The sequence below is a fragment of the Arthrospira sp. PCC 8006 genome, from assembly GCF_046480465.1.
Lineage (GTDB): Bacteria > Cyanobacteriota > Cyanobacteriia > Cyanobacteriales > Microcoleaceae > Limnospira > Limnospira platensis.
On the sequence record NZ_PKGG01000011.1, the window covers coordinates 17,611 to 30,390 of the forward strand.

A 12,780-nucleotide genomic window follows, 5' to 3' on the forward strand; every position below is an offset into this window, starting at 1 on the left:
ATCAGGTTTGATTTAGTCGATTGTTTTTGGCGATCCGGATCAGATAATAAATGTTTCCCCAAATACTATGAGTCTTTATGGCATCTTTAAGTTTTTAGTCGGTGTGTTCCTAGCTATCTTGATTTTGGCGGGTGCAACTCTGGCCGCGGCTTTGTACTTTGCCGCTAGGTTGACAGAACTCCCGGAAAAGCCGACTTTTGCTACTGATCAACCAGTGGTGGTTGAAACAGCCAGCACCCCTACTCCTGAGCCTACTCCTGAGCCTACTCCTGAACCTGAGCCACAATTAGAGGAGGGAGCCTATCGGGCGATCGTGGTTCAACCCATTGGGTTAATTATCAGGGAGAGTCCTAGCCTTGATGCTAACCGGGTCGGTGGGGTCGGATATCAAGAAGAGGTTATTGTTTTGGAAGATAGCGGAGATAGACAATGGCAGCGGGTTCGCGCTGCAACTGATGAGGGTCGCACGGGTTGGGTAAGGGGTGGCAATACAGAGCCTATTAACTAAATTCTTGGGGTTGATGGCAGATGTGATCTGAAACACAACTTTCACCATGAGGCGATCGCACTTAGGGTATGAAACCCATCACCAGTTTCCATCCGTAAATTCACTGATTTACTTGATCGCGATCACTGCCAAATCTGCCACACCTTGAGATTATATATAATACTTACCTATTCTGAGCATCACAGCTCACTCATCTTTCGTAGCATCTCTTTCGTAGTATCTCACTGGATTAGTGTCTAAAACAAGGCCAACAATTCAGAACGCGGTTTTCATCAGATATAAGCGGCCCCTGGGTCGCCTTTTTTTTGCTCCTGTAAGCGGCCCTCAGCAATGACCCACAGCAATGATGACTTTTTCAAATACTAGAGGGAATTTTGATAGAGCGTAAAAATTCGGCACTTTCTTCGGGAACAGATGTATTAATATACATTCCGCTTCCTAGTTCAAAGCCGGCGGTTAGGGAAACGCGGGGAATGATGGCAATATACCAGTGGAAATAATCCGTGCGCTGTTCAGCCGTGGGTATGGAACGAATAGTATAGTTGAAATCGGGGTTATTTAAACCAAAATAAAATTGAGACATTACTACTTTTAGCGTTTGGGCTAAATCCGGGATTTCTAAATCAGTAATTTCATCAAAGGAAGAAGCGTGATTGCGGGGAAAAATCCATGTATGAAACGGGGAAAGGGCGGCGTATGGAATAAATGCCACAAAATGCTCCCCTGCGTAAATAATGCGATCGCCTGCTTTTAGTTCATCTTTGAGGGTGCGACAAAAAAGACATTCTCCCGTATCATCGTAGTAGCGGACTGCTTCCCTAGCGCGATCGCGCCATTGATAAGGAACAAGAGGAAGCGCCGCAATTTGTGAGTGAGGATGTTCTAAAGAAGTCCCAGCACTTCCTCCATGGTTTTTAAAAATAATGATGGTTTCCACTCTAGCATCTTGTCGTAGTTCGCTATAGCGTTGGCGATAGACCCGGAGAATATTGCTAATGTCTTGAATATCCATCAAAGCAATATTTAAATCGTGGCGAGGGTGTTCGATTACTACTTCATGATATCCCACTCCCGACAGGGATTTAAAGATACCCTCACCATGACGAACTCGTTGACCAACATCAGAGAGAGCCGGATATTTATTCCCCACTACTCTCACTCGCCAACCACCATTATCAGCCAGTCGTAAACACTCTTTAGTTCCGGTTAGATGTTCATTTCCTGGACAAAATGGACAATCATCTCGGTAGGTAGGTAAGGGTTCTAGTTTAGACAAGGGGGGCGCAAATTCATGGGGTCTTTTCGCCCGTTCTGAGGCAATAATTACCCAGTCTCTAGTCACCAAGTTTTGTCGTAGTTCCGTCATGATACTTTCCTGGTTATGAGAAAAAATAGGCAGTTATTTAACAAGTAAATCAGTATTAACTTCGCTGGATTTGTTGCCGTTCTATGGCTTCAAATAAAGCCTTAAAATTGCCTTCACCAAATCCTTGGGCTGACTGACGACGTTCGATTAATTCCCAGAAAAAAGTGGGTTGATTAAAAATTGGATTCGTGAAAATTTGCAACAGCATTGATGCTGAATTTGAAGGATTCCAGTCTACTAAAATTTGATTTTTTTTGACGGCTTCCCAATCTTGCTGTAGTCGGTAAGCGGCTCCTCTCCCCTCGATTGTATCATAATAAGTTTCGGGAATTGATAAGAATTGTAAATCCTGATTTTTGAGAAAACTGACCGTTTCAATAATGTTGGTTGTTGTCAGTGCAATATGTTGTATTCCCGAACCTCGGTTAAAATTCAAAAATTCTTGAATCTGGGAATTGGGAGAGGCGGGTTCATTGATGGGAAACTTAATTTTTCCTTGGGGGGATGTCATCACCTGACTGTATAAGCCAGAGTAATCAGTTTGAATGTTAAAACTTTGTTCGGGGTTGAGTCCTAAAATGGAATTGTACCAGTTGGCGGCGACATTCATATCACCGACTTCGACATTTAAGACTACATGATCAATGGCTGTTAAATGAATCGGCGATCGCTTTAGTTTAATCGGATATTGACAGCCGGGAAGCCATTTATAGGGGGAAATAGTCTTAACTTCGATCAGGGAATGTTGCAAGGAACCCCAACCCGAAATAATTGCCCATTGACTAGAGGCGATCGCATGGTGATAGGTTTGTACAGGTTGCAGAAGTTTTGCGCCGCCAGAAATAGCGCGATCTATTGTTTGGGATAAATTATCTACCCGAAAGGCTATATCAGCAATTCCGGGGGGGTGTTGGCGGAGAAAGTTCGCCACCGGACTCTGTGGGTGGCGGGGTGAGGACAGGAGGATATAAATAGGGCCATTGGCGATAGTAATTGTATGATCATGATCATTGATGTTTTGGAGTATCTCCTCAAATCCGAATTTGTCGATAAACCAGTTGCGAGATACTATGGCATCCTCAACATAGATATGAATGTGGTCAAACTCCATAAATTAGTGATGACAAGTTGGCCATCATTGAGACAATCCACCTTTTAGTATAAAAGATACAGACAAGCGATCGTCGCTCAATTAACTCAGTGAGGATTTAATAAACCAACCTCCCAACCTTTGGGAGTTTGTTTGAGGTGAAAGGAACCGCAAGACTCCAAAAATTTGGGAAATTTTTTGCTATCATTAAATTGGCTAAGTAACTGATTAATAGGTACATGATATTTGGTCATAAAATGACTAGCTAAAATTGAAATATGCACCGGAGAATTAGGGGATTTTTTCGTTAATTCTTTCAGAATACTAACTAGCGCCTTTTCTAAATCATCGCTGGATTTAATTGTTGTCGGTGCAGTGGTTGGCGTAGTTGCATCGACAGCCTGGAGTGATACGTTATCCGTGGATATGGTTAAATTTTCATTAAATAAAGTCACATAAATTTGAGATTGCTCTGAGATTTTATGCACCGCAAAAATCAGAGGATTTTTGATAAAAATATCCTGGACTTTAAAATCAACAAAGTGTTCAGATATAACCTGGGTCAACGTCAATTTATATTGATTATGATAAAGGGTAGAGATTTTGGTTAGCTTAATCCAATAGCAATTACTGCGCTTTTGTTCTAATAAAATTAACTCTTGTAATTGTTCCAGCAATTCTTCCACTTTGGGAATCACTTTTTTTGAGGATGATAATGAATATTTTTGAGTCGTCCCATTTTGACTATTAAATACCACAATTTGGTCTTGAGTTTTGCGGACATGATAAACCGTCAAACCGTGAGATTGTAAAGTATTACAGAGATGAATTAACGCTTGATCTGACGAGCAAACCAGCACTTCTCGCGCCGTCGGATAATGTACAAAAATTGATGACCCCACCGTTGCCATTTTCAAATCAGCGCTATCTTTTCCAGCCGGTACATGAATCAATTGATAGCCTCGTTGATGAAACTCAGCATCTTTTTTACCTAAACTGCGCCAGTTAGCAAAAGCCACCCTAATTTGTAACGGATAATGACAGATTTTTTCTAAAAACTTTTCTGCGTCAGCGTCGAGCTGGATATTTTCCGCATCAAGTAGTAGAATACTCGCCCCATTATCCATCATTCCATGACCATTGAAGTTAGGAATCGAAGTATTTAGATGTTCGTTGATTTCGGCATTGAGGAGTTGCTGAAGTTGAGGCTTGAGTTGATTAAAGATATTAGTAGCGATCGCCTCTGAATTTAGCAGAGATTTCAGATAAGATCTCACCCTAGATAGCAATGCTTCTGGGTTCGGCGCTTGACCCAACCCCTGATTCAATTTAGCTAACAGTTTAGTTTGATACTGGGGTTGTTCCCAGGAAATACCCTGATAGCGAACATTCAAGCACTCCGGGTGCTGTTGTTGAAACGAGACAACGGTCTGATAGATCAGGTTACTGATCTGACTAACCGCCGTAGTTCCATTATTTGTCTGTGGCACGAGCGACTGATGGGGCATACCCCTACACAAACCGTCAAAATTTGTTATCTATTATTTAGATTAGCATGGAGGATGGCGATCGCGTTGATCATGGTCGCTAATATTATCTAGCATCTAAAGGTGGGCCTATCACTCCCCTTTTTGGGTCTAATCACACAGCCCAAGAACATTATACACCCTGATGTTGATAATCATATCATACTTTGGTAAAATCTGGCTTGGGCGTAGTCAGCCAACCATGCTGATCAGCGAAGACTGAGGGGATAATGGTTCGATCGCACCATAATTGACGTTTGAGAAGTACCATGATTAAGCGGATTATGTCACAATAGAAAACAGTTAATTTAAAAACTGTAAAAATCATGGCACGAGATCTGCGGGGATTTTTGAAAATCTTAGAAGAACGGGGACAGTTACGAAGAATTAGCGCCCTGGTAGACCCGGATTTAGAAATTGCCGAAATTGCCAACCGAATGCTACAGTGTGGCGGTCCTGGGCTGTTATTTGAAAATGTCAAAGGTGCCGCTTATCCGGTAGCAGTGAACCTGTTGGGGACTGAAAAAAGGGTGTGTTGGGCGATGAATATGGAAGAGCCCCAGGAGTTAGAAGAATTAGGGAAAAAACTGGGGATGTTACAGCAACCTAAACCACCCAAAAAAATCTCCCAAGCCATAGATTTTGGTAAGGTTTTATTTGATGTGGTTAAAGCCAAACCCGGACGGAATTGGTTTCCTCCCTGTCAGGAAGTAGTGATTGAGGGGGAGGAAGTAGACTTAACCAAAATTCCCATGATTCGCCCTTATTCTGGTGATGCTGGCAAAATTATTACTTTAGGATTGGTAATCACTAAAGATTGTGAAACCGGCACTCCTAATGTAGGCGTATATCGCTTACAATTACAGTCTCATAATACCATGACTGTTCATTGGTTATCCGTGCGCGGTGGGGCGAGACATCTGCGGAAGGCAGCCGAAAATGGTAAAAAGTTAGAAATAGCGATCGCCCTAGGTGTTGATCCGCTGATTATCATGGCGGCGGCTACTCCCATTCCCGTAGATTTATCTGAATGGTTATTTGCCGGATTATATGGGGGGTCTGGGGTGCAATTAGCTAAGTGTAAAACCGTAGATTTAGAAGTTCCCGCAGATTCAGAATTTGTCCTAGAAGGAACTATCACACCTGGGGAAATGCTACCCGATGGACCCTTTGGTGATCACATGGGTTATTATGGGGGTGTAGAAGATTCGCCACTCATTCGCTTTCACTGTGTTACCCACCGCCATGATCCAATTTATTTAACCACTTTTAGCGGACGACCACCCAAAGAAGAGGCGATGATGGCGATCGCTCTTAATCGGATTTATACTCCTATTCTGCGACAGCAGGTATCAGAAATTTGTGATTTCTTTTTACCAATGGAAGCCCTCAGCTACAAGGCTGCAATTATTTCCATTGATAAGGCTTATCCCGGACAAGCGCGGCGGGCTGCTTTAGCCTTTTGGAGTGCTTTACCGCAGTTTACATATACCAAATTTGTCATCGTTGTTGATCGAAATATTAATATCCGCGATCCGCGCCAAGTCGTATGGGCGATCGCCTCAAAAGTTGATCCATCAAGGGATGTATTTATTCTCCCTAATACCCCCTTTGATAGTTTAGATTTTGCCAGTGAAAAAATTGGTTTAGGGGGCAGGATGGGTATTGATGCCACCACTAAAATCCCCCCAGAAACTGAACACGAATGGGGGGAAGCCTTAGAATCAGATCCAGATGTCGCTAAAATGGTCGAACGTCGCTGGGCTGAGTATGGGTTAGCAGATGTGAATTTAAACGAAGTTGACCCTAATAAATTTGGCTACGAAATCAATTACATTCACTGATCCAAATCAGATTTACGGGCGGGTTTATAGGTGCTATTGATAGCTATTTACAGCTAAAAATAACCCCCAAAACCCGCTTTTTAGGAGTTTATTTAATCAAAAATTGCGCCCCGGCTTTTCAAGTCAAACTTGGCGTTTTCGGAAATTCCGATCGCCCCTTTAAATTTAGCCCCCTCTACTTGAGCATTAGTTAAAAAAGCACCACTCAAATTAGCCTTTCGCAAATCGGCACCCTTGAGATTAGCCTCCTTCAAATTCACCCCAATTAAATTAGCTTCCGTCAAATCAGCATCAGTTAAATCATGTTTTTGACCTCCATGATTAGCAATTTTCCAAATCACACGCCACTTAGGGTCTAACTGAGTGTCATCATTAATTAAAGTACTACTCAAATTAGCACCCCTAAAATCAACATTGAGTAACATAGAACCACGCAGATCTGCACCAATCAGATTAGTATTATTTAGTTGTGCATCTTGCAGGTTAGCATTACTCAAATTAGCCCCAATTAGTTTGCTTTGAGTTAAGTTAGCCTGTCTGATATCCGCGCCAATTAGCTGGGCATAAATTAAATTGACACCATCCATACTGGTACTAAATAGTTTAGCCTTATTCAAAGAAGCCCCCATCAAATTAGCCCCATTCAAATAGGCTTTGGTAAAATCTGCACCCCGGAGATTAGCATGACCCATATCCGCATTAATTAAATTAGCTTTTATCATTTCTGCTAGACTCAAATTCGCTTGAATAAGGCTGGCATTCATCAAATTAGCTTTATTCAGATTAATGCTATTAAGATCAGCCCCTTGGAGTTGAACCCCAATTAAAATAGCCTTCTGAAAGTCTCGCTCCCCTTGAGCATAAGATGCTAGTAATGTTTCAGCATTCATCTGGCTTTCATCTCCTAGTTAAAATTAAACGGTAATTGTCCGGGTAGTTCATATCAATATCATCAATTCGTCATGGGAGGTTAAAAAACACAAAAATATGCTACTATGGGGAGGTTTAAGATGATAATGAATTACTCCTCACTTGGTGTAGTTTCCCCGTTTTCACTTCCGGTATGGTCGGTCACTGATTGGGATTTTTGGCGACGATTTCGGCGGGCTGATTTAATCAGTTTAACCTGATAAGGATCAGCATCCGATCGCCAATAAACTCTATGTCCTCGAATTTCCGCGCAGTGTTCCTCCAGACATTTTAACCAACCTCCGAGGGTTTGAATAGCTGATTTGTCATCGAGAAGCCCCCAGTCTTGTTCCTGACTGGTAAGTTTAGCAAACTTTTCATAGGAGGGATAGTCTGGGGTAACGAAGGCTTCCTTAGCATAAAGAATGGGAGCATTAGCACCCTGATAACTTCGATAACTGACCTGTAGATCTCGCAGGTCGATCGCCATTTTGGTTTGTAGGACCGGATGGGGATTAGTATCAAAATCAGGATAAAATAAATAGGTGATTTTCGGCGTTTTAATGTGAAATTTAATCAAGGTTGTTCCTTCTAAGCGTCCAATCGTCCGATGGGCGCACCCCTCATATACCCTTAACAGGGGGTCGAGTTTCTCTAAGGCGCTAATATGAACCCAAAGGGAGTTTTGGCGCTTCTGACCTATATCACTATTGTAACAGCATTCAGCAATTATATCAGGATTCCCCATACTATAAAGCATGACATCAGCCAAAGCACAAGCCTTTTTATAGCTACCAAATAACCCTTTAATGTCATTTTTGACCTGTTCTGACAAATCCGACAATTTCCGCCGTTTACCAAAGTGACTGAGGGCTAGATAAACCAGCAAATCTTGGCGACGACGATCTGCTACTTGTTCCCATTCGGGCGAGTTAGTGGCTTGCATAATTACCTTAAAAGCGCGTTTAATAGTTCCAAATTCTGCCTCAATTTCCGAAGTTTGTTGAAGTTCAGCACCCACCGGAAGCCGACCACGATCGCACAAAAACTCTATCAAAGGTTGCAGGAGTTCTTGATATTCTTCAAAACGCTTAACCTGGGCACAAATACGGGGAGAAGAAACCCGCGATCGAAATCGGGAGGCGCGAAAATCCTCAGCTTCTGATTCATCTCTAAATACCACATAAACACCCAAATCAATCGGGATAGAATCCACATTCAAAACCTGATCAATATAGATTTTCAATTCTTCTTGCTGGTAATACTTTTGAAAAGTATTGCGATTAGTAATCACCCCATCCCCATAGGCAATAATACCACGATCGCAATCATCAATCAAAATTTGCGCCGCCACAATTAACACCCTTTGCGTTAACTCCCAAGCCCGAATTAATGCTTCCCGTCTTTCCACCTGACATTCAATCACATTAATCACATAACCCAGATTCACAATTTCCGATACAATTTGGGGAGTTTCTGGGGAATAGTAAGGGTCCCAACCTGCTGACAAATAACCGCGATCGCTTATTTGTTTTAGATCACCTCCATAACCACAACCATAATCAAAGAAACTGCTATTTTCCCGAAATAATCCCGCTTCCAGCGCCAGGCGTACAGGGCGAGATAAACTTTTCCGAATTATCGCAGCCTTGTGGCGTTCAATGCGAGGAGTAATCCTCACCGTTTCCACTTCCTGATCAGATAAATAAACCACCTGATGATCCTGAATAGCCACACCACATCTAGCCAGATGATTTAACCAGCCTTGGCGTGTTCCAATACTGCTATAAAGTCGAGTTTTTTTACTTAATAATCCCAAATTTTCCTCCATCTTAGTTAATTGGTTAAAACTTTCATATAGAGGATATTCCGCCGCCACAAAAGTTTCTTTACGGTGTAGGATAGGCGGGTTATTGCTGTTAGTATAGTTAGAAAAATTAACTCTCCCCCTGGGGACTAGCACTTGATAACTCGTGGCTAAATCCGGGTGAGCATCTGTATCAAAATCCGGGTAAAACAAATAAGAAATAATCGGTTTATCCGTATGAAATTTAATCAGAGTTGTGGGGGGAGGTGGGTTAAGGGCTTGGCGGGCTAGATGTTCATATAGGCGCAGCAGCGGGTCAAGGCGGTTAAGGGCAGAAATATGCACATACAGGGCGACGGGGAGTTTTTTACCAATGGGGCTTTGGTGACAACAATGGGCGATCGCCCTAAGTTCATGAAGCCCTAGTAAAAGCTGGTTAACCGCCACACAGGCTTGCTGGTAGCTACCAAAAGTGCGATCGATTTCCTCATGCCACTGAGCAGAAAGGTCACTAAATCGGTTAATCTGGGGGGGAAGCTGAAATTCAACTGCCTTCAGGGCTAGGTACAAAATCAAATCATCAGCCGTTGGGTGAACATTTAAACCCCTCGTTAGGCGGTGATTGATGGCAAAATCCCAACTGTCACTGCTACACTGAATGACATCATGGCTGTTCATTGCAACTGATCTCCACAGTCGGACTATCTTGGCAGGTATTATATGACATAAAGACCTCCAGGAAAATTCCTCCCTTGTCTTTTTTCAAAAAGATTGCTATGTATTTAGCAGTTTCCGTCAAACCTTAACCGAAATTTTAGATGATTGCGATCGAATATTTATCTATTGCCATTGCTATCCTGCTGTTAGCTAGTGTCATTGCTAGTAAAGCCGCCATTCACTTAGGTGTTCCTAGTTTGCTACTGTTCCTAATGATTGGAATTTTAATGGGTTCCGAAGGTTTAATCGGTATTAAATACAACAACCCCGAATTAACTAGGGCTATCGGAGATATGGCGCTGATTATTATTTTATTTTCCGGCGGACTAGATACTAAGTGGGCGAAAATTCGTCCCGTGTTAATTCCCGGACTCACTCTCGCTACAGTAGGAGTCGGGTTAACCACTCTTTTATTAGGGATTTTTGCTTGGTTTACGCTGGGTTCCTTTTCCACCTTTAATATTGGCGTAAGAGGAATTAATTTAACTGAAGGATTATTGTTAGGGGCGATTATTTCTTCTACTGATGCAGCCGCCGTATTTTCAATTTTGCGATCGGGTAATTTAGGTTTGCTGGGAAATCTGCAACCTTTGCTAGAATTTGAATCTGGCAGTAATGACCCCATGGCCGCTTTACTAACTATTGAAATCGTGCAAATCTTGGAACAAGGGCAGTTCTCATTGTGGTCTTTAATCCTATCGGTGATTATGCAAATGTTGATGGGCCTGGCGATGGGATATGGCTTGGGCAAGGGGACAGTTTGGGCAATTCGTAGCATGAATTTAACTGCTGAAGGGCTATATTCTGTAATGACACTCGCTCTAACTTTGCTCACCTATGGTTTAAGTACCGTTGTCGGTGGTAATGGTTTTCTGGCTGCTTATATAGCAGGTTTAGTGGTTGGCAATTCCCACCTTCCTAGTGCAGGAAAAAATATTTTTAGTTTCTATGAAGCCCTAGCTTGGCTGATGCAAATTATCATGTTCTTAAACCTAGGATTGCTAGTGATTCCGTCCCAACTTATTCCTATCGCTGCGGTGGGAATAGCAATGGGTTTATTTTTAATTTTCGTGGCGCGTCCCATTGCTACCCTTTCTTGTCTATCATTAGTAAAGATGCCAATTAAAGAAAAACTTTTTGTGTCTTGGGTAGGTTTACGGGGGGCTGTTCCCATTGTTTTAGCAACTTTTCCTTTAACCGCTGGTATTCAAGGTGCTAATCAGATTTTTCATGTCATCTTTTTTATGGTGATTATATCCTTACTGGTTCAGGGTCTATCCCTATCACCTCTAGCTAAGAAACTTGATTTAATGGCGGAGTCAGAAAATTAAAAATCTCAATTTGCGGGGTAAAATTATCATGAAAATCAACATATTTATAGGGGCGATATTGGCGGTGATTTTAGTCGCCTGTACACCCCAACCAACTACCACAACAGGTCAGCAACAATCGGGGTTAGAATCAACTACAACCGAAAAATTTACCGATGCGGCTCAAACCATTGATATTAGTGAAATTCAAGCTGTAGCCGGACAAACTGTTTATATTCCCGTTTACTCTCATATCTATTTCCGAAACACCCAACAAGCCTATAATTTAGCAAGTACGCTTAGTATTCGCAATACCGACCCACATTCTCCCATCATTATCACTTCTGTGAGTTACTACAATACTGATGGTAATTTGGTGAAAAATTACCTTGATAGTGCCTTAAAAATGCCACCTCTCGCCAGCATGGAATTTTTTATTGAACAAAGCAATACTAGCGGGGGTTCTGGTGCTAATTTTCTGGTTGAGTGGGTATCAGAAAGCACCATTTCTGAACCGATAATGGAGTCAGTCATGATTGGTGTATCAGGAACCCAGGGGTTAGCTTTCACCAGTCGAGGACAAGTCATTAATAATCAACAATAGTGGATTAGATAGACCGTTGACAGAACCCTCTCGCTGGGGGAGAGGGTAGCTTAACTACAGTCAATTATAATTCATCCTCAAGAATAACCGCCAGAACCCGCTCAATGATATAATCGGGAGTGGTATCAATATCTTCATCCAGCAAAACTACAATGGTCATTTCCTCATCAGGAAGATGCCATAAGGCTGATGAATAGCCATCTATTCCACCAGTATATCCCCAAACATCTCCCCATTCTTTAGCATCCCAACTATTAACTCCCAAGCCATAGAAACCCCCCTCATTATCTTGAAACCAATTAATCATTTTATCAAAAGTATCCTCATTGAGGAGTTCATCGGTCATAAATAGAGTTTCGGCAAATTTTCCCACATCATAAGCACTGGAAATTAAGCCACGATCGCCTAAACCAGTGCCTAATTTTTCCGGACTGATGCAATTTTGACAACTCTTGTGTTTCGGGGGGGGAGTTTCGCGGTATTCGGTAAAAGTATCCTTTAAACCGAGGGGGTCAAAAATCCGCGATCGCATTTCTTGATAGAGAGGATTTCCGGTTACTGCTTCCACAATCAACTCTAGCAAAATATAGTTAGTATTTGAGTAACAATGACCCGCCCCAGGAACCCCCAGAGATTCTAAATTATCTGCCAAACAGATAGCTTCTTTAGCCGTCCAAAACTGATTTTTATCCCGTTGACTAACCGCTTGTTGAAACTCATCAGTTTCCAGGTAATCATCCAAACCGCTGCTATGATTAAGCAATTGTCGAATCGTAATTTTGTCGCTATTTTCCAGGCGATCGCATATTTCTTTATCCAGCCATTTGGTCAAATTATCTTCTAAATTCAGGGCACGATTTTGGTATAATTGTAAAACCACCGTAGCCACAAAAACCTGAGTAATAGCACCAATCCGAAAGCGATCGCGACGCTGGACTTTATGGCGTTTAGTCACATAAGAAAAACCCGATGCTATCTCATATTTTCCTTCAGGAGTTGCCACATAAAGAACTCCCCCCGGAACATTTTGTTCCGCCGTCGCTTCATCTAAAAGAAATTGTAAACTTTCAGTTAAGGCCATCATCATTACAACTAGAGT

The 12,780-nt window shown here is 42.1% G+C and carries 10 protein-coding genes; 4 read left to right on the plus strand and 6 right to left on the minus strand.

Annotated features, from left to right (window positions below; all coding sequences use genetic code 11):
- The first annotated feature begins 67 nt into the window (after positions 1-67).
- The gene (locus B9T16_RS03465; protein WP_317266820.1) at positions 68-508 is read left to right on the plus strand and encodes an SH3 domain-containing protein; all 441 of its coding nucleotides are present in this window, start codon (positions 68-70) and stop codon (positions 506-508) included.
- 355 nt (positions 509-863) lie between these two features.
- Here the strand turns inward: B9T16_RS03465 and galT are convergent, their stop codons facing one another.
- The 3 genes from galT to B9T16_RS03480 form a co-directional block, all read right to left on the minus strand.
- Positions 864-1,874, minus strand: a complete 1,011-nt coding sequence (galT, locus tag B9T16_RS03470; RefSeq protein WP_006619272.1) for a galactose-1-phosphate uridylyltransferase — start codon at positions 1,872-1,874, stop codon at positions 864-866.
- A 55-nt stretch (positions 1,875-1,929) separates the two neighbouring features.
- Positions 1,930-2,985 (minus strand): 4-hydroxyphenylpyruvate dioxygenase, encoded by a 1,056-nt coding sequence (gene hppD, locus B9T16_RS03475; RefSeq protein WP_410244105.1) that lies wholly within the window; start codon positions 2,983-2,985, stop codon positions 1,930-1,932.
- A gap of 86 nt (positions 2,986-3,071) precedes the next feature.
- Positions 3,072-4,472 (minus strand): NYN domain-containing protein, encoded by a 1,401-nt coding sequence (locus B9T16_RS03480; protein ID WP_410244106.1) that lies wholly within the window; start codon positions 4,470-4,472, stop codon positions 3,072-3,074.
- A gap of 344 nt (positions 4,473-4,816) precedes the next feature.
- On the opposite strand from B9T16_RS03480, the gene B9T16_RS03485 reads away from it, so the two are divergent.
- A complete protein-coding gene (locus B9T16_RS03485) occupies positions 4,817-6,334 on the plus strand; it encodes a UbiD family decarboxylase (protein WP_006619275.1) in 1,518 nt (505 codons plus the stop codon).
- Positions 6,335-6,426: 92 nt separating this feature from the next.
- Here the strand turns inward: B9T16_RS03485 and B9T16_RS03490 are convergent, their stop codons facing one another.
- Positions 6,427-7,224 carry a pentapeptide repeat-containing protein gene (locus B9T16_RS03490; protein ID WP_410244107.1) on the minus strand — a complete coding sequence of 266 codons (798 nt, stop codon included), beginning with the start codon at positions 7,222-7,224 and terminating at the stop codon, positions 6,427-6,429.
- A 131-nt stretch (positions 7,225-7,355) separates the two neighbouring features.
- The gene (locus tag B9T16_RS03495; protein WP_410244108.1) at positions 7,356-9,728 is read right to left on the minus strand and encodes a DNA phosphorothioation-associated putative methyltransferase; all 2,373 of its coding nucleotides are present in this window, start codon (positions 9,726-9,728) and stop codon (positions 7,356-7,358) included.
- Positions 9,729-9,868: 140 nt separating this feature from the next.
- Between B9T16_RS03495 and B9T16_RS03500 the strand changes: the two genes are divergently transcribed.
- Together B9T16_RS03500 and B9T16_RS03505 are read left to right on the plus strand one after the other, a co-directional pair.
- Positions 9,869-11,098 carry a potassium/proton antiporter gene (locus tag B9T16_RS03500; RefSeq protein ID WP_014277492.1) on the plus strand — a complete coding sequence of 410 codons (1,230 nt, stop codon included), beginning with the start codon at positions 9,869-9,871 and terminating at the stop codon, positions 11,096-11,098.
- A gap of 28 nt (positions 11,099-11,126) precedes the next feature.
- Complete coding sequence (locus B9T16_RS03505) at positions 11,127-11,681, plus strand: DUF3124 domain-containing protein (protein ID WP_014277493.1); 555 nt, start codon at positions 11,127-11,129, stop codon at positions 11,679-11,681.
- 64 nt (positions 11,682-11,745) lie between these two features.
- On the opposite strand, the gene B9T16_RS03510 is transcribed toward B9T16_RS03505, so the two are convergent.
- Positions 11,746-12,768: a serine hydrolase domain-containing protein gene (locus tag B9T16_RS03510; protein ID WP_043468783.1), complete on the minus strand. Its 1,023-nt coding sequence runs from the start codon at positions 12,766-12,768 to the stop codon at positions 11,746-11,748.
- Between the last annotated feature and the right edge of the window lie 12 nt (positions 12,769-12,780).

Bases quoted from the DNA above. Each gene is read 5' to 3' on its own strand.
- B9T16_RS03490 (WP_410244107.1), bottom strand. From the start codon at position 7,224: ATGAATGCTGAAACATTACTAGCATCTTATGCTCAAGGGGAGCGAGAC.
- hppD (WP_410244105.1), bottom strand. From the start codon at position 2,985: ATGGAGTTTGACCACATTCATATCTATGTTGAGGATGCCATAGTATCT.
- galT (WP_006619272.1), bottom strand. From the start codon at position 1,874: ATGACGGAACTACGACAAAACTTGGTGACTAGAGACTGGGTAATTATT.
- B9T16_RS03500 (WP_014277492.1), top strand. From the start codon at position 9,869: ATGATTGCGATCGAATATTTATCTATTGCCATTGCTATCCTGCTGTTA.
- B9T16_RS03465 (WP_317266820.1), top strand. From the start codon at position 68: ATGAGTCTTTATGGCATCTTTAAGTTTTTAGTCGGTGTGTTCCTAGCT.
- B9T16_RS03485 (WP_006619275.1), top strand. From the start codon at position 4,817: ATGGCACGAGATCTGCGGGGATTTTTGAAAATCTTAGAAGAACGGGGA.
- B9T16_RS03505 (WP_014277493.1), top strand. From the start codon at position 11,127: ATGAAAATCAACATATTTATAGGGGCGATATTGGCGGTGATTTTAGTC.
- B9T16_RS03480 (WP_410244106.1), bottom strand. From the start codon at position 4,472: ATGCCCCATCAGTCGCTCGTGCCACAGACAAATAATGGAACTACGGCG.
- B9T16_RS03510 (WP_043468783.1), bottom strand. From the start codon at position 12,768: ATGATGATGGCCTTAACTGAAAGTTTACAATTTCTTTTAGATGAAGCG.
- B9T16_RS03495 (WP_410244108.1), bottom strand. From the start codon at position 9,728: ATGAACAGCCATGATGTCATTCAGTGTAGCAGTGACAGTTGGGATTTT.